Consider the following 21,685-nt stretch of genomic DNA (forward strand, 5'->3'; position numbering starts at 1 on the left):
CTCAAGGAAGTGAGATAAAACTGACTCATTAGTTATGTTTTGTCAACGGCATTTTACACTATGTAATCTTATGTGATAAAGAAGTAAAAAAACGCCTCATACAAGCAAATAACGCCAGACGAAGGCAGTGAGTAACAATCGAATTTCATTCGATCTTGCAATCTGCTAAATTGTCCTATTAATCGCGATTGAATATGACAAAAATATTATGGAACACCCTTTATACGAGAAAATTGCCAATCAAGTGGAGAAACAGATCCATAATGGCATTTTCTTACCAGGGGAAAAAATTCCGTCGGTTCGCAAATTAAGTAAACAACTCAATATCAGTGTCGCCACCGTCCTGCAAGCCTATAGCCTGTTAGAAGACAGAGGGATCATTAAAGCTCGTCCACAAAAAGGCTATTTTGTACAAGACCATATTCCCCCTAAACAACCCAGCGACATACTTAAGCCCATAGAGAACGATGGCAGCATACATGCCTTGCTACACCACTTATTACACGCCTCACAAGGGGCCGATATGGTTCAGTTTGCAGCGGCCATACCGCAATCCCCATTTTTGCCCATTCGACAATTGCAACGTTCCGTTGGACGCCTGATGCGCTTAGAGCCCGAAATTTGTGCCGCCTACGCATTTACACCAGGATCATTGAGATTACGTCGTCAAATTGCCATTCGCATGCTTGATACAGGATGCCAACTGCAACCAGACGACATAACCATCACTATGGGCTGTCAGAATGGCTTAATGTTATCGCTACAAGCCATTGCAAAAGCAGGCGACACCATTGCCATTGAAAGCCCGACTTATCATGGTGTTCTCCAAGTCATTGAAGTGCTACAAATGAAAGCCATTGAAATTCCTTGTGATAGCCGACATGGCATCAACCTCAATGTGCTAGAACAAGCCCTAAAACAATGGCCGATCAAAGCCTGCATTGTGACACCCGATAACCAAAACCCAACTGGTGCCACGCTCAATCACATATCGCGACAACGCTTATTAGAACTGGTAGCTAAGCATGAATTCACCTTGATAGAAGACGATGTATACGGCGAGTTGAACTACAATCATCGCCGAGAACATGCCCTCAAAGCAGATGACCAAACGAATTCTGTCATTTACTGCAGTTCTTTCTCTAAGAGTATTGCACCAGGCTTTCGAGTTGGCTGGGTCGTGGCAGGGAAACATCAAGCACAAATCGAACACCTTGCTTATACTCAATCCCTCGCAGTACCTACACTCACACAAATAGCCATCGCCAATTTTTTAGAAAATGGTGCCTATGATCGACATTTACGCAGAACCCGAGCCGCTTATCATGACAACCTGATTCGCTACCAAGCCATCATCTCACAACACTTTCCAACGGGAACCAGTACCTCAACCCCAACAGGTGGCTTTTTACTCTGGGTAACGCTCCCCCCCGACATCAATGCCATGACTCTGCATACACAGGCATTGAGTATAGGCATTGGTATGTTACCTGGGGTGGCATTCAGCCTGACCAATCAGTACTCACATCACTTTCGCATCAACTACGCACTGACATGGAACGCCACAACTAAGGACGCCTTGAAACAGCTGGGAGCACTGGCCTGCCAACAAATACAAAATGGATGCTAGGTGTAGCGCATGTGCTGTCATACCCTCTTGTGACAGGCGACTTCGCCCTAAGTAAGTACCGAGCAAACGTTAACCCTTTTTACATATTTACAATAAATTTACCTATTTTTACCAGGTAAATGGAGAAATATAACATAGTCTTTAGATTTATAAGACACTAAACCTTTCTTTATAAGTTAAGTTTATGAATATAGAATTTGCTATCTTAAAATTCGTCTGTACAGCGAGAACAAAAAGCGTACAATTCGCGTAATTTTTAAACTCCCTGACCCTTTGGTCGATAACAAGATTATCTGAATAAGCTGGCTCGTTGCGATGGAATTTGTTGCACACCCGAATGACCTACCTTTAGAGATCACTCTTATTGAGGATCAACCCTTTCCTGTGACGAACACAGAGGAAAAGTTAGGATTTGTCGGTATAACCTGTCTTGCCTCTCAGTATTATGAGTGTGGGCGGTCTGTGCGCGTCACCCTAGAAGAAATTGACCCTAATTTTTGCGTGACGGGCCGCATTGTGTGGTGTGATCGCGAAGTGGGGGAATACCGTGTGGCCATTGAATTTCCCATTAAAGATGAGTGTTATTGCGTGCGCATGGTCGAGCAGTTGTCTCAGATAGAACATTATCGTCGCCAAGCAAAAACCCAAGGTAGACGACTTAATTACAACGAAGCCGCTGCAGAATGGATCCAAAAATTCGCCGCCAGCTTCCCGTCATTCACTGCCTAATTTAGGCACTTTCGCTGTTTATCGCTATCCATTTACCCTATGACAAATACCCTTTCTCAGCACGATATCGACATTATTACCCATCAACTTGGCAGACCACCTAGTGGCATTAAAGCCATCGCCCATTACTCTCCGAACGGCATTCCTCAAGTACTCGAAATGGAAACTTGGGTATTTGACCAGCCGTTTCCCACCCTATACTGGCTATCAAGCAAAGCCATAGACAAAGCCCTAGCCAAAATAGAGAGCCAAGGTGTGGTGAAGGAATTAGAACAACGCATTAAAGAAGACGACGTGTTACGTGAAGCGTACCACCAGTCTCATCAAGACTACATTGCCCGTCGCTGGGCGGTGATGAGTGCAGAACACAAAGCCATCATCGAGAAAAAGGGGTTCAAACCTCTGTTTGAAAAATTAGGGATTGGTGGGATTGCCAATTGGGACCAAGTACGCTGCTTACACATGCAATACGCTCACCATTTAGCTGGAAATAACGTGATTGGCCGCCTTCTAGATAACGAATATAATATTCGAGCAATCGCCGACATGGAATAACATCCTTTGTTATCAGGATCTCCATAACAAACAGCCGCGAAGACATACCAAAAAGCCGCTTAGGCGGTTTTTTTCTGCCTCATGCTCAGACACTTTTTTTCAGTTGTACTAATGCCTCCCTAAGCTCTTCCGGCGTCGACACCTCTGGCAGCACGGCACGAATTCGATTAAACGCATTCATCGCCACCGCAGGACGCTGGGCATAGGTCGTTAACGCCCCGCCAGTCCAACCAGCTAATTTCACCATTTCATTTTTAAATGCGTTGCCATTCACACCATGACCTCCTAACTCCATAAGAGAGTCTTCTATCTGCAAATAGCTAGGACGCTCACCGCCAAATTTCATAAAATCATCTTGTTGCACTTCGGCGAATTGTTTTGACATCGTTGTAAAATCCTTTCATAAGAAACCCAATCAATCTTTAACTTAGTCATAAGTAGAGAGGGACACAAGGGATTGGCTGTATCAAATCGTAAAAAAGATCCCGCCAATCCCATCAGCATGACGAAACACCGTCTTCAACGACGCCTACTTCTCTCATCAATTCACACCTATTCTGGTATAAATTCATGAAAGACCACACAAAATCCACTTATTGGCGCGCATTTTTTGCTATTGTTAACCTCTATAGACAACGACCAACAACAATATGTCTTGCCCAACAAACAAATGGCTTTTTATAAGGAGAAAGCGTCAATGGCCCAACAAACTCGCCAAGATAAAATCGTCGCTCTGGCAAAAGAAAAAGGCTATGTAACGATTGATGAATTGGCCAGTCATTTTAACGTTACTCCACAAACGATTCGCAGAGACATTAATATATTAGCTCAATCCGAGCGGATCCGTCGTCACCACGGTGGCGCCAGTTATGATTCCAGTACGACGAACGTTGCTTACGCCACACGACAAATCCTGCAACACTCTGCTAAAGAGCAAATCGCGAATCGTATTGCAGCAGAAATCCCCAACAACGCCTCCCTTTTTATAAACATTGGCACCACAACGGAAACCGTTGCTCGTGCTCTATTGAAACATCAGGGCCTGCAAATCATCACAAACAACATCAATGTTGCCACCATACTCAGCGGCAAAGAAGATTTTACCGTCATTATCGCAGGAGGCCGAGTACGTTCGCGGGATGGTGGAATAATGGGGGAAGCTACCATGGATTTCATCAATCAATTTAGAGTGGATTACGGCATCATTGGCATCAGTGGTATTGATGTCAACGACGGTTCCCTATTGGATTATGATTACCAAGAAGTACGAGTTGCCCAAAGCATTATCGCCAACTCACGTCAGGTCTTTTTAGCCGCCGATGCCAATAAATTCGGTCGTAACGCCATGGTGAGACTGGGCAACCTCACCCAGGTCGATAGACTGTTTACCAATGAACAACCGCCCAAAAGCTTACTCACCATCATGAAGACCCACAAGGTGCGTTTGGAGCTTTGCGCGACGCCGGAATAGCAGATGATCAAAAAACGACCAACCTTTGTTAGATGTAAGGTCTCTTTATAGCCCTCACTCCCTTACATCGCCCCTCACCCTGACCACACTCAAACCGAGTTTGTGTATTTTTTCATCAGATTTTAATATTCAAACCTTGTCATTGGTTACTATGAGGTCTATTATGAGAACTTAAATGTTCGTTTTCGAACATTGAAAACATTCATATGAACATAAAAAATAACAGACACGAAAAACGTGTCATGCAAAAACGAGCAAGGTTAAGCGGGGAGCACCATGACTCAAGTACATTATGATTTATTTGTTGTTGGTGGTGGCATCAACGGCACAGGCATCGCAGCCGATGCCTCAGGACGCGGACTTAAAGTTGGCTTATGTGAAATGGGCGATCTCGCTCATGCGACGTCATCGTCAAGCAGCAAATTAATCCATGGTGGTTTGCGCTATTTAGAACATTACGAATTTCGTCTTGTACGCGAAGCACTCAACGAACGCGAAGTATTGCTCAAAGTCGCTCCACACCTTGTTACTCCACTGCGCTTCCAAATGCCCCATCGCCCCCATTTGCGACCTGCCTGGTTGATTCGAATTGGCTTATTTTTATACGACAACCTTGGCAAACGGGAAGCCCTTGCGGGCTCTCGTGGCGTGAAATATAACGCTGATAGTCCGCTTAAAGCCGACATCACAAAAGGGTTTGAATATTCAGACTGCTGGGTGGATGATGCCCGCTTAGTTGTTATCAACGCGCTATGCGCACAACAAAATGGCGCCAGTATTTTTGCTAGAACCCGCTGTATTTCTGCTAAACGCGACAGCGGTCTATGGCGTATTGAGCTTGAAGACCAGCTCACCCATCAGATCACAGAAGTCACCGCCACGGCACTGGTTAACGCCGCAGGTCCTTGGGTCTCTTCCTTCATCGAAACCAAGATGGAACGCAAAGCACCCTATGGCATCCGTATGATCAAAGGCAGTCACATTGTCGTGCCACGTCTTTACAAAGAAGCCAACGCTTTTATCATGCAAAACGTCGATAAGCGCATTGTTTTTGCTATTCCATACCGTGAACATTACACTCTCATTGGTACAACGGATGTGGAATACAAAGGTGACCCAGATAAAGTGGCGATTTCAGAAGAAGAAACAAGCTATATTCTCAGCGTAGCAAACGATCACTTTAAAAAACAACTGACACCCGATGACATTGTTTGGAGCTACTCTGGTGTTCGGCCATTGTTAGAGGACGAATCAGACAACCCTTCTGCAGTGACCCGTGATTACACCCTGCACCTAGAAGATGACGAAAGCAAAGCGCCTTTACTCAGTATTTTTGGCGGCAAAATCACTACCTATCGCCAATTAGCCCTATCGGCCATGCGTAAATTAACCCCTTACTTTGACAATATGGGCGCCCCTTGGACACACAGTAAGCCATTGCCAGGCGGCGATTTAGGCATGCCTCTTGACGCATTTGGCATCCAACTCCAAAGACAGTACCCTTTTATTAGCGCACACAATGCGCAACGCTTCGCCAACAGCTACGGCACCCTCACGCACCTTATGCTGGATAAGGTCAGCAATGAAGCAGAGCTAGGCCACTGTTTTGGCAACGAGTTGTATCAGGTAGAAGTCGACTATTTGATCAAACACGAATGGGCTCATAGCGCCGAAGATATTCTCTGGCGGCGTACAAAACTTGGCTTAGAAATGTCAAAAGACGAAGTCAGAGCACTTCAAGAATACATAGAGAAGTCACTGGCTATCGCCGCATAATATCCAGAGTTTTTGCTCTCTTTCCGAAAGCACCAACCTCAACAAAACCGATGAATGACACAAGTCTTCCATCGGTTTTTTTAGCTCTTCTATTTTCTATAACGAACATACGGTCACGAACCTAGGCTCAAATGCGGCAAGGCATCAGGCAGGGTTAAACAGTCTTTTGGCGAATAGCGATAACACTCACTAACCAGCCAAGCCAGTAATTGTTGCACCGGTTCTCGATGGCGCTGGGCATCTGGACAGGCAAACAAATAACGATGCCCTTCATCTAATACCTCAGAAAAGGGTTTGACCAAACGACCTTGCTGGATGTCATCCATCACCAAGGGGGTTCGTCCCAACGCAACACCTTGACCCGCAATGGCTGCTTGCACCGCTAAATCCCCACGATTAAAACTGATGCCTCTCGATGGTTTTACTCCTCTAGCATTGGCCAATTGCAACCATTTTTCCCATTCCGCGTATGGGCTGGAAAAACGCCATTCGGAATCATCATTAAGCAATGCCATTGCTGCCAGCTGATTGGGCTCGGCTAACCCCTGCTCTTGGGCAAATGAGGCACTGCACACGGGAAACACCTGATCTCTCATTAAAGGTACGATATAACTATTGCGACCGTGAATATGACTGTGCACAATCGCCACATCAATGCGATCTCGTTGAAAATTGACCTCTCGATCATTCGCCTGAATCCGTAACTGTAAATCTGGGTACTGTTTCTGCAAACTGCCAAGGCGAGGAATCAACCATTTCGTTGCAAAAGAAGGCATGACAGATACTGTCAAAATATTCGATGTCTCCTCCTCTTTTAGTTCAGAAATTAGGGCTTGGATCTGAGCAAAGCTGTGATTGATGTGCACCGCAAGACGCGCCCCCGCTACGGTCAGCTCTAAACGACGATGGTAACGAATAAACAAGGTGAGCCCCAAACGCTCTTCTAACTGACGAATCTGCTGACTCACAGCGCCTTGCGTCAAATGCATTTCTTGGGCGGCTTTGGTAAAACTCAAGAGACGCGCGGCAATCGCAAACGTTTCTAATCCATAAAGTGGAATTGACTTCATAGCTTGTCCAAAATTGAATCATTTTGACTACTGCAAAACAGTGTCGACACTCAACACCTCCTTAACAAAATCTGATGACATTTTAGTGAAAAACGCTCTTATTCATTTCTGATAAGCCCAATAAATCAAGGTGTCACAAAAAAGTCGGTACTTTAAGTGATAGAGAGATCATAGCAAACTTTTCAGATAGAAGTGTATTTGGATTAGTTATTCTAATGCAATTAATCAGTTTATATCGTTTGAAAGACCTAGCAAAAAATCTAAAATAAGCGCTATCTCTTAGGTTGAACAGCGACCTGATCTAGATCTTTCAACGTAGCCCTTACTATGTTGATAACCAGCTCAAAGACCACTCCCACAGTTGGAATTTGAGAAGACACAATACTTCCCCACAGAGGTATTTTGTTTGGAACTGCTAGTTACTTTTGTTTAAGCCGGACTTCATGTCCGGTTTTTTTTTGCTTGCTAAGCGGGGTTGGATAGCACAAAGAAAACTTTTAGAAAGTGGCAAAATCAATAGACAGAGATCAGTCTATTTATCCTGCCAAGCTGGTATGCAATAGATAGGTCATTACCGATAGGAATACCACCAATCCCAAATAGAGTACGGCGTAATTTGTCCGTTCATTAAAGCTGGCCTCGTAATACCCTTGGGGAACTGCATTCGGATTAGGCCAAATGGCCTGCTTAATTTGAGGGTAAGCCAGAATAACAATCAGTATCAACATCGGACTGTGATTATAAAAAAACAGTCCGACCAATAACGGTAACCCCAATAGCCACATTTTAGGTGAAATGATGGCAGTAATTCGCCCACCGTCTAGAGGGGATAAAGGGATCAGGTTAAACAAATTAATCATACAGCCTGCGTAAGCGAGCGCCAGCATCAGCTGACTACCACTCTCCCGAGCCAACCAGTAACACCCCATGGCAGCCAGTGTACCAATAACGGGCCCAGCAAAGGCAATATAGGCTTCCGTTTCCACATTGGTTGGCTGCTCTTTCATCTGAATCCAAGCACCAACAAAAGGAATAAAGGTTGGAACCCCAACGTTGAGACCGCGCTGACGCGCAGCCATATAATGCCCTAACTCATGAAATAAAATCAGCAGCACAAACCCAACGGCATAGCGCCAACCAAATATCCATGAATAAGCCAACATGGAAAACAACATGGTGCCGCCCATTGTTAAGAACTTGCCAAATTTGGCCGCACTAAAGAGAAGCAAAAACAGTTTTATCATGGATACACCAATTTATAGGTTCTGAGACCTTTGCACGAGGGCACGAGCGCCGCCAAGGCGCGGCAAAAACAGACGAAAAAGCGGAGTTTATACCTATAAATGGGCATTTTGAGTCTGTTTTTAACAAAATATTGGCAAGCGCAGTAGTCGTGCAAAAGCCTCAATCTATTTTTTACGGCGAAATAACTTAATAATCGCCCCACCAAATGCGACCACACCAAGAATAATGACTTTTTTAAAGGCGATAAGTAACGCTAACAGTTTTGCAAACAGCCCCATTTTCGCCGCCACGCCACCAGCAACCAACGCTGCTAGTCCATATTCCGCCACATGATCTGTCTTACTGTTAAAGTCCGCATAACGATTGCCTTTCGTAAAATTCGTTACCGCGAGTAAGGCTGGGGTTTCTTTTTCGATGTCATGAAGCTGGCTCATACCACCAATCACATTCAACACCAACACTCCTTCACGACCCAAAACACGAATTTTGTAATTGAGCGAATCTTCACGAGACGCACCTGTCTTAAAGTCTTCCGCCCAATAAAACTTATGCGTTGATTGATCATAGCGGGGAGGTTGTGCCCAACCAACCAGCTCAATGGAACTATAACCCTGTTTCACCCGCTCTTCACTCTCTGACTGAGTTTCTTTCTTCATTTTTTGCAGAAGTTTGCTATAGTCGATCTCATTGGCGTCAGAGTCTTTGACATGACCATCCTTTTGATAAGTGATCACCACACCCCAGCCATCACTACTAAGAGGGTTAGTATCGGTAGGAATCAACATGCCCAAGGTTTTATTGCCTGGCGGATTTCCCCAGCCATCGACTAATAGACGTTCAGCGCTCTTAGGCGAAAGGTATTCAAATTTATCAGTTAGGTTTAACTCAGCGACACCGTTCGCAAGTGTGATATGGCCGGACTGGGGATGGAGCTGCTGCAAAAACTGCTCGGCTGTCATGCTGTTATTGTCTGAATCAGCAGCAAAAGAATAGAAAGAAAAACAAGCTAAGCATAAAGCAATGAGGCTTTTCATTCTTGAAATCGTCCCTTTATCAAGTTAATAAAAAGCAGATAATACAAGTTTTACCAACGAGTCGTTAGCTCTTTTCATACCAACAAGACAAAAAAAACGGCGACCCGAAGGCCACCGCACACAATACACATTGCTGTGTATCCGGTCATTCCATTCTTATGCCGCTTGCTCTTCGCGGACTTGCTCAGTTATCAACTGAGCCTGTGCTAACTTTTCCATCAAGCGCACCACCTGACAGCTGTAGCCATATTCGTTATCGTACCAAACATATAGAGTCGCTTGGTTACCGCGCACTTTCGTCGACAAAGAATCCAAAATACCTGCCTGTTCTGAACCAATAAAGTCAGAACTCACGGCATCCGCTTCGGCACTGAAACCAATTTGGCCGCTTAACTCTGCTGAGTTAGACGCATTCTGTAAGAGTTGATTGATCACCTCAACCGACGTCGCGTCTTTCAAGGTCAAACTTAAAACAGCAATCGACACATTAATAACCGGTACACGAATGGCGCTGCCGCTTAATTTGCCTTCCAACGAGGGAATCGCTTTAGACACGGCTTTTGCTGCACCCGTTTCGGTCATCACCATATTCATGCCTGCGGCACGACCACGGCGATCCCCTTTATGGATATTATCAATCAGGTTTTGATCGTTGGTATAAGCATGTACCGTTTCTACATGGCCAGATTCAATGCCAAATTTTTTCTCTAGCACTGAGAGAATCGGGGTAATCGCGTTAGTCGTACAAGACGCTGCCGATACGATACTATCCGCTTGAGTTAACTCCCCATCATTGACACCAAACACGATGTTCTTCATTTCTTTGCCAGGGGCGGTCAACACAACACGCTCAATGCCTGGGCGCTGTAAATGGACATTTAAGCCATCGCGATCTCGCCAACGGCCAGTATTATCGACCAATAAAGCTCGCTCAATACCATGGGAGGCATAATCCACTTGAGCTGGGTCAGACGCGTAAATCACTTTCACTTCTTGCCCATTGATGATCAAACTCTGGTTCGCTTCATCTACTTTAACCAAACCATCGTACGTCCCATGGACCGAATCGTATTTAAGCAAGCTGGCACGTTTGGCAAGGTCGTTATCACAGGCCTTACGAACCACAATGGCCGCCAAGTACATACCAGGAGTGGTATGACCTAAGGCACACATACGGCGAGCCAACAAGCGGCCAATGCGACCAAAGCCGTACAGTACAACAGGAGTCGTTTCTCCTTCTGAAGACGGTGCTGACAAAATAGAGTTAACATCGGCTTCAGCCAGCAAGGCTTCCAATGCTAATACACACTGTTTAGAAGGACTTGCCAAGGCTTGTTCTAGCACTTGATACACTTGCGTCAAATCCAACTCTGGGTGTTTGTCAAAAATGCCCATCAGACCTGTCACAGAATCGGACATTAATGTCTGACCCGCCAACTGAACCTTAACGGAGTGTTCGCGGCCAAGTTTACCCAAAAGCGGAATCATGGATTCCACCAGCGCAAGAGATTGTAACCAAGTGTTTGTCATATCAGGCTCCCCAGAAGACACTATTGAGTCGAATTGGGAGCAGTCTACCGTCGCTTCCGCCTAAAAACAAATTGTAAAAAGGCAACGAAAAGCCTTTAAAATCTGATATTTAGATCTATTTTTAATGGAAATAACGAGAAACTAACAGGCACTTAGAAACTTTACTACATTCATGGACCATTCACGCAGAGAAGACTGAAAATGACAGGATAATTCCGTAATTTGATAACCAAAAAAGAGAGAAAATTTCATGTTATTTTTTATAACTGACGTTTTCGCTCCGCCAAAATACCCAATAAACAAAAACAAGCAAACAACGCAACAGGACGATAAATCAGATCAATTCTCGTAATCAGCCAAAACACCAGAGGCTGACTCCATAGGGCCAACAAACCATAGCCAAAGGCACACATCAAAATAAACGCCGCCACCCGAGCAACAAAGACCCAAGAGGCGACCGCTCTTTTTAAAAAGCCATTGACTTTATCGCCGTAAATAACCAGACAGGTTGCCACTAGGGCTACCGAAATAGAATGCAGGTAGGGCTGCAGGAAATACGCTAAACGCAAATTCAAATCTAAAAGAAACATGACAAGAGCTCAGATAAAAGCGGCCTTCTAGAAGGGCCAGTTTAATAATTTACTGAGTTTGCTTTGACAAGGCCTCAACGTCAATAGTACCGGACTCCGATGGCACTTTAGGGTCTTCATCAACGTAGCTAATCGCCACATCAAATGTCGTGTTGTGCAATTCAATATAAGTACCGTCTTTAAAGTACCACCTTGCACGCCCATAGCCGTTTTTAATAAAACCGACATTCGGCTCGCCATATTTTTTTTCTAATAGTTCACCCAGCTTCTGACGCTCGTGAGTATTCTTTACCACCCCGCCTAGATTGGCGTGACGGATATAATCGTAATCATTAAAGGTGATATCCAACTCCTTAATACCTAGGATACCTTTTGGCCCAAGACTATAAGACACCACATCTTTTTTATAGGAAGGATAAGGCTGCAACCCCATTTTTGATAATTGCTTTTCCAATGCTTGTTTACTTAAATCGTTCACTTTCAGACCAAACAGCTCAGCCCCCCCTTTCAGAGGCGTTGCCTGTTTCTCAAGTTCAGAAGCCGCATCGGCAAACACAACCGACGAACTTAAACCAAGCATCGCAACACAACTCAGTATCCTAGCAATCCAGCCTAAACGCATCACTTCACACCTACCTAAACCTGCCGATGAATGGACTCGGCCATAAACAAAAAAACACTATGCTTAATTGTACATTTAATTCTATTTCATAGGGGGTCATTCCTTGTGTGGTTTTGTGTCTCCATCACACATAAAATGTCGCTTTCATAACATAAAACATACAAAGCCATTCAAAAGTTTGATCGCCAAAAAACGCCACGGAGCAAATCCTTTTCAGTGTCAACAACCTAGCAGACAACACCACAGAACATCTGGTAAAATGCGCAAAAATTGCATCTATTATCCCTTTTCTTAAGACGCAATAAAAAAGCGCAACAAACACCGCTAAGACGTTCAGTGTAAAAACGTTTTAGTGGCTATCACAAGACATTTTTGAGGTAAATTACAATGGCACTTGTTATTGGCGTAACAGGCATTTCTGGTAGTGGCAAAAGCCGACTATGCTCTCTTTTAGCCGAAGGCAAAGAAGATCGCATTACCGTCCTTTGCCAGGACAGCTTTTACAATGGCTGCGGCAGCATTGACCCAGACGTCTACAACTTTGATGATTTAAGTTCTTTAGATTTAGAAAGCATTGTTCTCGCCATTCATAACTGCAAAAACAAGCAGCAACCTAATGAAATTCCAGTATACGATCACTCACAACACAAACGCGTTGGCTATCGCAACTTGGCACCAACAGACGTCGTGCTCGTAGAAGGACACATGATGTTCCAAGACGCCGCTATTCGCGATGCAGTGGACTATCTACTGTTTGTCGACACCGATATGGACATTGCCATTGTACGCCGCCTAAAACGGGATATCGCCGAGCGCGCTCGCAATGTCAATGAAGTCACCAGTCGCTACATGCGCCACGTACGCCAAGCCTCTCTCAAAACCTTGGATATTCGCGAGAAAGCGGATTTTATCATTCCAAATAATAAGAGCTTCACCAACGCTGCCAATCTTCTTAGCAGCTACATTGACTCCCTGCTTAATAAAAAAGGCGCCAATTAGAACACGCTGACAAGCCAAATAAAAAAGGCACCTAAAATGATGCCTTTTTTAATCGTTCTTTCGCACATTGTTACGATGCGATAATGCACATTGGCCGCTGCATATTTACAGCGACTTATGTGTATCAGAGATTACTTTTTTATATCATCAAAGAAACGCTTCACACCATCAAACCAACTTTTCTGTTTAGGAGAATGATCCGTTCCTTCTCCCATGCTTTCGGCTAATTCGGTCAACAGCTCTTTCTGGCGAGACGTTAGATTCACGGGCGTTTCTACCGCCACTTTACAAATCAAATCTCCCACAGGGCCACCACGAACAGGCTTCACACCTTTATTACGTAGGCGGAACAACTTACCACTTTGACACTCAGCAGTGACTTTTAAGCGCACACGACCATCTAATGTCGGCACATCGATTTCACCGCCCAGCGCCGCAGTGGTAAAGCTAATAGGCACTTCACAATACAAGTTCGCACCATCACGCTCAAAAATGCTGTGAGGTTTTACCGATACTTGAACAAATAAATCCCCTGCAGGTCCGCCATTGGCTCCCGCTTCCCCTTCGCCTGACAAACGAATACGGTCACCCGTATCAACGCCTGCAGGAATCTTAACATTAAGCGTTTTGTACTCTTGAACACGGCCTTGACCATGACAGTCAGGGCACGGATCACTAATCACCTGACCGGCACCGTGACACTCAGGACACGTTTGCTGAACAGAGAAAAAGCCTTGTGACATACGAACTTGACCTGCGCCACCACAGGTACCACAGGTTTTTGGTTTAGACCCTTTCTTCGCACCAGAACCATCACAGGTTTTACAGTTAACAAGCGTTGGGATACGGATTTTTTCTTCACACCCCCAAACCGCTTGCTCAAGCTCTAGCTCTAAGGTGTAACGTAAATCAGAACCACGGCGTGTACGGCTTTGACCACCGCCTCCACCACCGCCAAAGATATCGCCAAACACATCACCAAAGATATCGCTGAAACCACCTGCCGCACCAGCACCACCGAAGCCACCAGCCTGACCGTTAACACCGTCGTGACCAAAGCGATCATACGCTTCGCGCTTTTCATCGGAAGATAACACTTCGTACGCTTCAGCTACTTCTTTAAATTTATCCAGTGCTTCTGGATTGTCTGGATTTTTATCAGGGTGATACTTATTCGCAAGGGAGCGATAAGCTTTTTTGATGTCTTTCTTATCCGCGCCTCTGGCTACCCCAAGAACGTCGTAATAGTCTCTTTTGCTCATCGCTGGCATTCCTGAATACAAATAGTCTGAGTAATAAAAGTCTTGATTCAAGCCTCATGAGTCATCTCATCAAAGCCTGAATGCAAAAAATCTGAATGGTAAATATTCTCTATCACTTACCAGTACTTTAGATAGAGGGCTACAAATAGCAAAACACGGCCCTAAAACCGTGTTCCGCTACATGTACCTTAAGAAGTAAGGCAACAAAAACAAGCGTTACGGCTTATTTTTTCTCTTCTTTTACTTCTTCGAACTCTGCATCAACGGCATCGTCCTGAGTTTTGCCAGAAGCGGCTTCTTCAGCGCCTGGCTGAGCACCAGCTTGAGCACCTTCAGCTTCTGCATACATCTTCTGAGCCAAAGTACCAGATGCTTGAGTCAACGCGTTGGTTTTCTCTTCGATCTTCTCTTTGTCGTTAGAAGTCAGTGCTTCTTCCAGTTCGGTAATTGCTTTTTCAATCGCTTCTTTTTCTTCTGCCGTCGCTTTATCGCCAGCATCCGCTAAAGTTTTACGAGTCGCGTGGATCATGCCATCAGCGGTGTTGCGAACTTGTACAAGCTCTTCGAACTTGCGATCTTCTTCCGCGTTTGCTTCCGCATCCTGAACCATTTTTTCCACTTCTTCATCGCTCAAACCAGAAGAGGCTTTGATGACGATAGACTGCTCTTTACCTGTCGCTTTATCTTTCGCAGAGACACTCAAAATACCGTTGGCATCGATATCGAAGCTAACTTCGATTTGAGGCACACCGCGTGGCGCAGGTGGAATGTCTGCCAAGTCAAAACGACCTAGAGATTTGTTTTGAGCCGCTTGCTTACGCTCACCTTGCAATGCATGGATCGTTACCGCACTCTGGTTATCTTCAGCTGTCGAGAAGGTTTGTGATTTCTTCGTTGGGATCGTCGTATTTTTCTCGATCAGCGGTGTCATCACACCGCCCATTGTCTCGATACCAAGAGACAGAGGTGTTACGTCGAGAAGCAATACGTCTTTTACATCACCAGCCAATACCGCACCTTGGATAGAAGCACCAATGGCAACGGCTTCGTCAGGGTTGACGTCTTTACGTGGCTCTTTTCCAAAGAACTCAGACACTTTCGCTTGTACCAAAGGCATACGAGTTTGACCACCTACCAAGATGACTTCGTCGATGTCAGAAGCAGAAAGGTCAGCGTCTTTAAGCGCTTGACGGCAAGGCTCAAGAGAGTTCATCACAAGCTCTTCAACCAAAGACTCCAATTTAGAGCGAGTCAATTTCACGTTCAAGTGTTTAGGACCAGAGGCATCCGCTGTGATGTACGGTAAGTTCACTTCTGTTTGAGAAGAAGAAGACAACTCAACTTTCGCTTTTTCACCAGCTTCTTTCAAACGTTGTAGCGCAAGTGGATCGTTGTGTAGATCGATACCAGTGTCTTTCTTAAACTCAGCCGCTAAGAACTCGATGACGCGCATATCGAAGTCTTCACCACCTAGGAACGTATCACCGTTGGTAGACAATACTTCGAATTGTTTCTCACCATCTACATCCGCGATTTCGATGATGGAAATATCGAATGTACCACCACCAAGGTCATAAACCGCGATAGTAGAGTCGCCAGAACTTTTATCTAGGCCGTAGGCCAATGCTGCAGCAGTTGGTTCGTTGATAATACGTTTTACTTCAAGACCCGCAATTTTACCAGCGTCTTTTGTTGCTTGACGCTGAGAGTCGTTAAAGTAAGCAGGTACGGTGATAACCGCTTCAGTGACTTTCTCGCCCAAGTAGTCTTCCGCTGTTTTCTTCATTTTCTTAAGAACTTCAGCAGAAATTTGTGGTGGCGCTTTCTTATCGCCTTTTACTTCAACCCAAGCGTCGCCATTGTCAGCGCTGATGATTTTGTAAGGCACCATAGAGATGTCTTTTTGCACAACTTTATCGTCAAAGCGACGACCGATCAGACGCTTAACCGCAAACAAAGTATTCGCAGGGTTCGTAACGGCTTGGCGTTTCGCAGATTGACCTACCAAGATTTCGCCGTCTTCAGTAAAGGCAACGATGGAAGGGGTGGTGCGATCGCCTTCAGCATTTTCAATAACGCGAGATTTGTCGCCATCCAATACGGCAACACAAGAGTTCGTAGTACCTAAGTCAATACCTATGATTTTACCCATGGTTTGTATCTCCAATAAATTCGTTTATGACGATGATAATTCTGTATTTGGGTACGCTTTTGAGCTTTTCAAGCGGCCAGTGTCAAAAAAATGACAGTTTTTATGCTGCGCTTGAAACAACCACCATAGCCGGGCGCAATAAGCGGCCATTAAGCGTGTAACCTTTCTGAACAACATCCATTACTGTGTTCGGCTCTAAGTCAGGATTTGGCACCATAGTCATGGCTTGGTGCAACTCTGGATTGAAGGGTTCGCCATGCGGGTCAACTGGCTTCACTTCAAAACGAGCCAACGTTTCAAGCAAATCTTTCAAGGTAAGCTCGACACCTTCGCGTACCGGATCAGACTCACCTGTTGCTGGTGCTGACGCCAAAGCGCGCTCTAGGTTATCCGCAACATTGACGACGGATTTCGCAAATTTTTCTAAGCCAAACTTGTGCGCTTTTTCGACATCTTGCTCGGCACGACGGCGAATATTCTGCGCATCGGCTTGAGCACGAAGAGCCGCTTCTTTGTACTGAGCGACCTCTTCTAACGCTTTAGTCAGTTCATCATTTTCTGGCTCAGTTTCAAACACCTCAGCTTCAGGCTCTAAAAGTTCTTCTACCGCTTCGTTTTGCGCTTCGCTTTTCAAATCTTGCTCCGCTTCTAGATTAGGATTTTTTTGCTGATCACTCATATTTACTCCAAATAACAGAAACAATTCTTTCTCTGTGCTGGGTATATGGGGCCAGCTTCTAACCTTTCAACACCAAGACCGTATAAATTTAGGGGGAATTTACGGTCATTGGAGCAAAAGCCAAAATAAGGCAAAACCACCGACAAACCATAGAATGGATAGGCCAAACATATGCCATTAAGGCGATATGGAAAAATAGATTTTATTCAATGGGTTATAAACAAGACATGGCCATTGGGCTACTGTCCTAGCGTTTAATGCCATAAAACACAGCATTGACTATTTGCTCTGCTATTGAGTGATTAAGGGGAGCATGATTGGTAAACAGCCGAAAAATAGCCGGTCCGTAGATAAGATCCATCGCGATGTCGACATCGATTTGTTCATTGACTTCCCCCCGCTGAATCGCTCTCTCCCAAATGACTTTGCAGGCTTTTCGCCTCCCTTCTAGAAATCTGACTCGAAATTCTTGCTGTATCTGGCGGTCATATTGGCTTTCAGCAATGAACTCTCTGAAAAGACGCCCCTGATCCGATGAATAGAAACGCATCATTGCTTGTAGCTCTTCGATAAAATCCAAACGGATAGAGTGATGATTCGGTATGGTGACCTCTTTTGCCATGAGTTCAGAAAACGCATCAAGACATATTGCCACCTTATTTGGCCACCACTTATAGAGCGTCGCCTTACTCACCCCCGCCTCTTTGGCGATGGCGTCGGCCGTGATGCTTCGCAAGGTTTCATGGCCTGTGAGAGCCAGTGCAGCAGTTAAAATGGCTTGTCTTGCTTGCTCACTACGGGGGCGCCCGCGATTAGGCGCATCACTTTTATTCATATATAAACTCTACTCAATATTTGTCGATAAACTCATCGCACAGTATGACTCAAGCTCTTGCTCAACGTAGCTAAGCTTATCTCGAACTCTTTTAACGGCATCCTCACCCAGTGGAAGCCTTAATGGTGGAGAAGCTAAGGAGACGACCTCTCTTATAACGACAGCGGCTTTTTTAGGGTCTCCTAATTGAGAACCATGGGCTTCTTTGGCTCTGTTTCGATTAATAACACGGTCGTATTCAGTAAATTGTTTTGCCGCAAATTGAATAGACTTTCCACTCAAAAACTCCGTTCTAAACATGCCAGGCTCGATAAGCGTTACCTTAATACCGCAGTGCTTAACTTCTTTTTCGAGGGCTTCCGATATACCTTCAATCGCAAACTTTGACGCACCATAAACCCCATTACCAGCGGAGGCCGCAAAGCCCCCAAGAGAGGAAATATTGATAATGTGCCCGCTACCTTGTTGCCGCAGGATAGGTAAAGCCGCTCTGATAACATTGAGTGGGCCTTCAACATTGGTGGCAAAAATATCGCGAACTTGCTCAGCGGAAGTTTCTTCCACCGCGCCGAGGAGACCATATCCCGCATTATTGACCACCACATCAATGCGACCAAAATGATTCATAGCGGCTTCAACCGCCTTTTGCGCTTGCGCCTGTTGCGTCACATCAAACTGAACGACTCTCAATTGATCACTCTTAGGCAAGTCATTGGCCTTGGTTATATTACGAACACCAGCAATGACCGAGTCACCGGCTTCCAGAGCCGCCACGACCATCTCTTTGCCCAGCCCTCGAGAAGCGCCTGTAATAAACCAAACTTTCTTGTCAGTGTTAATCATTAGCAAGACCTCATATTGCGTTATGGACAATTTAGATACTAAACGTTTAGTTTATAAAATAAATCAAAAAAATGTTAATTGACTAAACATTTACGTTGAGCAACATTTCATGACCCATAAGCCGCTCCTACACCTTAGAGATTTGCCTTAGCGACTGGGTAATTACGACTCTCGCAGTGGCGCAAGTAGAGCTTGTCTTGCGTGCGCGACGCGCACTTGGCGTAAAGCACTGGGTAACCAGATTAAAAAGTATTGAATATCACGCGTCTCAACGGGAGACGGAATTTCCACTAATTGGCCGCTGAGAATTTGCTCTTTGCATAAAAATTCCGGCATGACCGACCACCCAAACCCTTGAGACAGCAATTTACGCTGGGCTCGTAAATCTTGACCAACCATCGCTGGCACCAATCCTTCGATACTAATATGGTTTTTCTGCAACCATGAATCTACCAAGGACAACTCCAAGTTGTAGGCCAATAAAGGCTCAGCGCGTATGGCAGAGGCGAAGTCCGACGCCGATGTTAAGCGCGCAGCCACCTGTGGTGAGGCGACTGGCAATACTCGACTGGTATAAATCCGCTCGCTCTTTAGACGACTATCTATCACAGGGTGCGCTGAAATTCCCAAATCACAGTGACCTTCTAGCAACATACTGGACACCATATTGCCATTCCCCGTATGCATGCGCATTTTCACGCCCGCCTCGAGCAAGGGCAATAATCGCTCACTGAGAATTTCAGCCATAAAATCCGCATGACCAACAATTTGCAGCACGCCAGAAATGTCCATGGATCGGGCTCGCGCCGAGGCCAAAGCGGCTTCGACGGCATCCAATTTGTCACCGATATCCATCGCCAACTCTATGGCAGCGGACGTGGGCTCAACCCCAGTGGGTGAACGCTCAAACAAAGGCCGACCAATAGCAACTTCCAAGCCTGCAATGTGTTGTGACACGGCAGGCTGCGTTAAATTCAATGAGCGCGCAGCACCACTGATCGAACGCTGACGAAACACCTCCATAAAGGTTCGCATTCTCGGTAATGACATTTACCACCCCATAAATTTATTTATACCCCATGCAAAATAACATTGTTACCTCTTAGACCACAATCACCTCTACCATGCCTCCATCAAAAACAAGCAACCCAAATAAAGGGGGATGTATGTCAAAAGATACAATCAAAAGCGAGCTTGAGACGGTTCTTAACAGCATGAAACGCCAGCAATTAAACGCAGGCCCAGCGTCCGCTCAGTTGCGTAAAGACCGCTTACAACGTAGCTTAAAACTGATTCGTGATAACCATAAAGCACTGGTTAATGCGATGAATGAAGACTTTGGTCATCGCAGCGCTTACCAGACCACCATTGCAGACCTAGCCACTAGCTGCGGCCTGTTACAACATGCCATCGACAACCTAGACAGCTGGATGCAAGCAGAACAAACCACGGCGCCCGACCCAGAAATGCGCACAGAAATTCAATTTCAGCCCTTAGGTGTCATTGGTGTCATCAGCCCGTGGAACTTTCCAATCAATCTAGCCTTTGGCCCTTTAGCCGGTATTTTTGCTGCGGGTAATACCGCCATGCTCAAACCGTCTGAATTAACCCCCAAGACCTCTGAGTTACTGGCAGAACTGGTAGGACGTTACTTTAGCTATGACGAGTTGACTGTCGTATTAGGAGACGCCGATGTGGGTCAAGCGTTTAGTGGCTTACCCTTCGATCATTTGGTGTTCACCGGCAGCACCGCAGTGGGCAAACACGTTATGCGCGCCGCAGCGGAAAACTTAGTGCCTGTCACCCTAGAATTAGGGGGTAAATCCCCTGTGATGGTGGCGAAGCAAGCAGACCTAACCAAAGCCGTAGAGCGCACACTGACCATTAAAACCTTTAACTCTGGGCAAATTTGCTTGTCACCAGACTATGTTTTACTACATGAAGATCAGCGTCAGGCATTCAAAGATTTGTCTATCGACTTTATGGCACGCACTTTCCCAACCATTCAGCAAAACCCTGATTACACTGCCATTATTAATGAGCGTCATTATCAACGCTTGGTGAATTTGCTGGAAGATGCCCGCCAAAAAGGCGCCGAAGTGGTCAATCTAGGAGCAGAAGATGAGCCCGCCTACGATGCGAATAGCCGCAAAATCGCACCGCATTTAGTACTTGGTGCGACCGACGACATGGCCATTATGCAAGAAGAGATCTTTGGCCCACTGTTGCCAGTTCGTCTTTATCAAGAAGAAAGCGATGCCGTTCACTACATCAATGCGCATCCAAAACCTTTGGCAGCCTATTACTTTAATGAAGACACCGCAGCCCAAGAGAGATTTGCCCAGCAAACAACCTCTGGTGCCTTAGTCATTAACGATGTCATGACCCACGTTTCCATTGATGAACTGCCATTCGGCGGTGTAGGACCCTCAGGTATGGGCGCGTATCACGGCATTCATGGTTTTCGCCAATTTTCCCATGCGAAACCAGTCGTCACGCAAAGCGAACAAGGCACGTCAAACTTACGTTTACGAGCCCCATACGCAGATAAGATGGCTGATCTAGAAGCGTTCTTTAACAGCTAACATCAAGCAATGGTAGACGCTGGCACTTGACGTCATACGCAGCGTAATCCCCCTCGCCTGTTTACGGTATAGCCAACA

Annotated in this window: 20 protein-coding genes; 7 read left to right on the forward strand and 13 right to left on the reverse strand. The window is 45.5% G+C overall.

The genetic code is table 11. The features are described 5' to 3' along the window. The first annotated feature begins 208 nt into the window (after nucleotides 1–208). The 3 genes from AC0VYG_RS20390 (at nucleotide 209) to AC0VYG_RS20400 (ending at nucleotide 2,914) form a co-directional block, all read left to right on the forward strand. The gene (locus tag AC0VYG_RS20390) at nucleotides 209–1,630 is read left to right on the forward strand and encodes an aminotransferase-like domain-containing protein (protein ID WP_475429720.1); all 1,422 of its coding nucleotides are present in this window, start codon (nucleotides 209–211) and stop codon (nucleotides 1,628–1,630) included. A gap of 315 nt (nucleotides 1,631–1,945) precedes the next feature. Further along, complete coding sequence (locus AC0VYG_RS20395; RefSeq protein ID WP_475429721.1) at nucleotides 1,946–2,359, forward strand: energy transducer TonB; 414 nt, start codon at nucleotides 1,946–1,948, stop codon at nucleotides 2,357–2,359. A 39-nt stretch (nucleotides 2,360–2,398) separates the two neighbouring features. Then, on the forward strand, nucleotides 2,399–2,914 hold the full coding sequence (locus AC0VYG_RS20400) for a DUF501 domain-containing protein (RefSeq protein ID WP_475429722.1): 516 nt from the start codon (nucleotides 2,399–2,401) through the stop codon (nucleotides 2,912–2,914). A gap of 85 nt (nucleotides 2,915–2,999) precedes the next feature. Here the strand turns inward: AC0VYG_RS20400 and AC0VYG_RS20405 are convergent, their stop codons facing one another. Next, a complete protein-coding gene (locus AC0VYG_RS20405; protein WP_475429723.1) occupies nucleotides 3,000–3,299 on the reverse strand; it encodes a hypothetical protein in 300 nt (99 codons plus the stop codon). Nucleotides 3,300–3,611: 312 nt separating this feature from the next. Between AC0VYG_RS20405 and AC0VYG_RS20410 the strand changes: the two genes are divergently transcribed. Together AC0VYG_RS20410 and glpD are read left to right on the forward strand one after the other, a co-directional pair. After that, nucleotides 3,612–4,385, forward strand: coding sequence for a DeoR/GlpR family transcriptional regulator (locus AC0VYG_RS20410; RefSeq protein ID WP_475429724.1), 774 nt, complete (start codon nucleotides 3,612–3,614; stop codon nucleotides 4,383–4,385). A 276-nt stretch (nucleotides 4,386–4,661) separates the two neighbouring features. Then, nucleotides 4,662–6,161 (forward strand): glycerol-3-phosphate dehydrogenase, encoded by a 1,500-nt coding sequence (gene glpD, locus AC0VYG_RS20415; protein ID WP_475429725.1) that lies wholly within the window; start codon nucleotides 4,662–4,664, stop codon nucleotides 6,159–6,161. 113 nt (nucleotides 6,162–6,274) lie between these two features. Here the strand turns inward: glpD and AC0VYG_RS20420 are convergent, their stop codons facing one another. The 6 genes from AC0VYG_RS20420 to AC0VYG_RS20445 all read right to left on the reverse strand — a co-directional run bounded on the left by AC0VYG_RS20420 (nucleotide 6,275) and on the right by AC0VYG_RS20445 (nucleotide 12,252). Beyond that, nucleotides 6,275–7,231, reverse strand: a complete 957-nt coding sequence (locus tag AC0VYG_RS20420; protein ID WP_475429726.1) for a LysR substrate-binding domain-containing protein — start codon at nucleotides 7,229–7,231, stop codon at nucleotides 6,275–6,277. 536 nt (nucleotides 7,232–7,767) lie between these two features. Continuing rightward, nucleotides 7,768–8,475: a site-2 protease family protein gene (locus tag AC0VYG_RS20425; RefSeq protein ID WP_475429727.1), complete on the reverse strand. Its 708-nt coding sequence runs from the start codon at nucleotides 8,473–8,475 to the stop codon at nucleotides 7,768–7,770. Nucleotides 8,476–8,640: 165 nt separating this feature from the next. Continuing rightward, nucleotides 8,641–9,510, reverse strand: a complete 870-nt coding sequence (locus AC0VYG_RS20430; RefSeq protein WP_475429728.1) for a DUF2167 domain-containing protein — start codon at nucleotides 9,508–9,510, stop codon at nucleotides 8,641–8,643. A gap of 156 nt (nucleotides 9,511–9,666) precedes the next feature. Then, entirely contained in the window at nucleotides 9,667–11,040 is a 1,374-nt protein-coding gene (locus AC0VYG_RS20435) for a glyceraldehyde-3-phosphate dehydrogenase (protein WP_475429729.1), read from the reverse strand. A 260-nt stretch (nucleotides 11,041–11,300) separates the two neighbouring features. Then, a complete protein-coding gene (locus AC0VYG_RS20440; RefSeq protein ID WP_475429730.1) occupies nucleotides 11,301–11,630 on the reverse strand; it encodes a DUF3392 family protein in 330 nt (109 codons plus the stop codon). Between the two features lie 49 nt (nucleotides 11,631–11,679). Then, complete coding sequence (locus AC0VYG_RS20445; RefSeq protein ID WP_475429731.1) at nucleotides 11,680–12,252, reverse strand: uridine kinase; 573 nt, start codon at nucleotides 12,250–12,252, stop codon at nucleotides 11,680–11,682. Between the two features lie 387 nt (nucleotides 12,253–12,639). On the opposite strand from AC0VYG_RS20445, the gene AC0VYG_RS20450 reads away from it, so the two are divergent. Beyond that, complete coding sequence (locus AC0VYG_RS20450; RefSeq protein ID WP_475429732.1) at nucleotides 12,640–13,251, forward strand: uridine kinase family protein; 612 nt, start codon at nucleotides 12,640–12,642, stop codon at nucleotides 13,249–13,251. A gap of 131 nt (nucleotides 13,252–13,382) precedes the next feature. Here AC0VYG_RS20450 and dnaJ read toward each other — a convergent pair whose 3' ends face one another. The 6 genes from dnaJ to AC0VYG_RS20480 all read right to left on the reverse strand — a co-directional run bounded on the left by dnaJ (nucleotide 13,383) and on the right by AC0VYG_RS20480 (nucleotide 20,072). After that, the gene (gene dnaJ, locus AC0VYG_RS20455; protein WP_475429733.1) at nucleotides 13,383–14,513 is read right to left on the reverse strand and encodes a molecular chaperone DnaJ; all 1,131 of its coding nucleotides are present in this window, start codon (nucleotides 14,511–14,513) and stop codon (nucleotides 13,383–13,385) included. 223 nt (nucleotides 14,514–14,736) lie between these two features. Further along, nucleotides 14,737–16,665 carry a molecular chaperone DnaK gene (gene dnaK / locus AC0VYG_RS20460; RefSeq protein WP_475429734.1) on the reverse strand — a complete coding sequence of 643 codons (1,929 nt, stop codon included), beginning with the start codon at nucleotides 16,663–16,665 and terminating at the stop codon, nucleotides 14,737–14,739. Nucleotides 16,666–16,765: 100 nt separating this feature from the next. After that, the gene (grpE, locus tag AC0VYG_RS20465) at nucleotides 16,766–17,344 is read right to left on the reverse strand and encodes a nucleotide exchange factor GrpE (protein ID WP_475429735.1); all 579 of its coding nucleotides are present in this window, start codon (nucleotides 17,342–17,344) and stop codon (nucleotides 16,766–16,768) included. Between the two features lie 247 nt (nucleotides 17,345–17,591). Then, nucleotides 17,592–18,179 (reverse strand): TetR/AcrR family transcriptional regulator, encoded by a 588-nt coding sequence (locus tag AC0VYG_RS20470; RefSeq protein WP_475429736.1) that lies wholly within the window; start codon nucleotides 18,177–18,179, stop codon nucleotides 17,592–17,594. A gap of 9 nt (nucleotides 18,180–18,188) precedes the next feature. Beyond that, a complete protein-coding gene (locus AC0VYG_RS20475; RefSeq protein ID WP_475429737.1) occupies nucleotides 18,189–19,022 on the reverse strand; it encodes an oxidoreductase in 834 nt (277 codons plus the stop codon). Nucleotides 19,023–19,184: 162 nt separating this feature from the next. After that, nucleotides 19,185–20,072 (reverse strand): LysR family transcriptional regulator, encoded by an 888-nt coding sequence (locus AC0VYG_RS20480; protein ID WP_475429738.1) that lies wholly within the window; start codon nucleotides 20,070–20,072, stop codon nucleotides 19,185–19,187. A gap of 116 nt (nucleotides 20,073–20,188) precedes the next feature. On the opposite strand from AC0VYG_RS20480, the gene AC0VYG_RS20485 reads away from it, so the two are divergent. After that, nucleotides 20,189–21,607: a coniferyl aldehyde dehydrogenase gene (locus AC0VYG_RS20485; RefSeq protein WP_475429739.1), complete on the forward strand. Its 1,419-nt coding sequence runs from the start codon at nucleotides 20,189–20,191 to the stop codon at nucleotides 21,605–21,607. The last annotated feature ends 78 nt before the right edge of the window (nucleotides 21,608–21,685 follow it).

Source organism: Marinomonas sp. 63XJN7_7_ISO-PGPR-S23-202, assembly GCF_056173505.1.

Bases quoted from the DNA above. Each gene is read 5' to 3' on its own strand.
- AC0VYG_RS20390 (WP_475429720.1), top strand. From the start codon at position 209: ATGGAACACCCTTTATACGAGAAAATTGCCAATCAAGTGGAGAAACAG.
- AC0VYG_RS20395 (WP_475429721.1), top strand. From the start codon at position 1,946: ATGGAATTTGTTGCACACCCGAATGACCTACCTTTAGAGATCACTCTT.
- AC0VYG_RS20400 (WP_475429722.1), top strand. From the start codon at position 2,399: ATGACAAATACCCTTTCTCAGCACGATATCGACATTATTACCCATCAA.
- AC0VYG_RS20405 (WP_475429723.1), bottom strand. From the start codon at position 3,299: ATGTCAAAACAATTCGCCGAAGTGCAACAAGATGATTTTATGAAATTT.
- AC0VYG_RS20410 (WP_475429724.1), top strand. From the start codon at position 3,612: ATGGCCCAACAAACTCGCCAAGATAAAATCGTCGCTCTGGCAAAAGAA.
- glpD (WP_475429725.1), top strand. From the start codon at position 4,662: ATGACTCAAGTACATTATGATTTATTTGTTGTTGGTGGTGGCATCAAC.
- AC0VYG_RS20420 (WP_475429726.1), bottom strand. From the start codon at position 7,231: ATGAAGTCAATTCCACTTTATGGATTAGAAACGTTTGCGATTGCCGCG.
- AC0VYG_RS20425 (WP_475429727.1), bottom strand. From the start codon at position 8,475: ATGATAAAACTGTTTTTGCTTCTCTTTAGTGCGGCCAAATTTGGCAAG.
- AC0VYG_RS20430 (WP_475429728.1), bottom strand. From the start codon at position 9,510: ATGAAAAGCCTCATTGCTTTATGCTTAGCTTGTTTTTCTTTCTATTCT.
- AC0VYG_RS20435 (WP_475429729.1), bottom strand. From the start codon at position 11,040: ATGACAAACACTTGGTTACAATCTCTTGCGCTGGTGGAATCCATGATT.
- AC0VYG_RS20440 (WP_475429730.1), bottom strand. From the start codon at position 11,630: ATGTTTCTTTTAGATTTGAATTTGCGTTTAGCGTATTTCCTGCAGCCC.
- AC0VYG_RS20445 (WP_475429731.1), bottom strand. From the start codon at position 12,252: ATGCGTTTAGGCTGGATTGCTAGGATACTGAGTTGTGTTGCGATGCTT.
- AC0VYG_RS20450 (WP_475429732.1), top strand. From the start codon at position 12,640: ATGGCACTTGTTATTGGCGTAACAGGCATTTCTGGTAGTGGCAAAAGC.
- dnaJ (WP_475429733.1), bottom strand. From the start codon at position 14,513: ATGAGCAAAAGAGACTATTACGACGTTCTTGGGGTAGCCAGAGGCGCG.
- dnaK (WP_475429734.1), bottom strand. From the start codon at position 16,665: ATGGGTAAAATCATAGGTATTGACTTAGGTACTACGAACTCTTGTGTT.
- grpE (WP_475429735.1), bottom strand. From the start codon at position 17,344: ATGAGTGATCAGCAAAAAAATCCTAATCTAGAAGCGGAGCAAGATTTG.
- AC0VYG_RS20470 (WP_475429736.1), bottom strand. From the start codon at position 18,179: ATGAATAAAAGTGATGCGCCTAATCGCGGGCGCCCCCGTAGTGAGCAA.
- AC0VYG_RS20475 (WP_475429737.1), bottom strand. From the start codon at position 19,022: ATGATTAACACTGACAAGAAAGTTTGGTTTATTACAGGCGCTTCTCGA.
- AC0VYG_RS20480 (WP_475429738.1), bottom strand. From the start codon at position 20,072: ATGTCATTACCGAGAATGCGAACCTTTATGGAGGTGTTTCGTCAGCGT.
- AC0VYG_RS20485 (WP_475429739.1), top strand. From the start codon at position 20,189: ATGTCAAAAGATACAATCAAAAGCGAGCTTGAGACGGTTCTTAACAGC.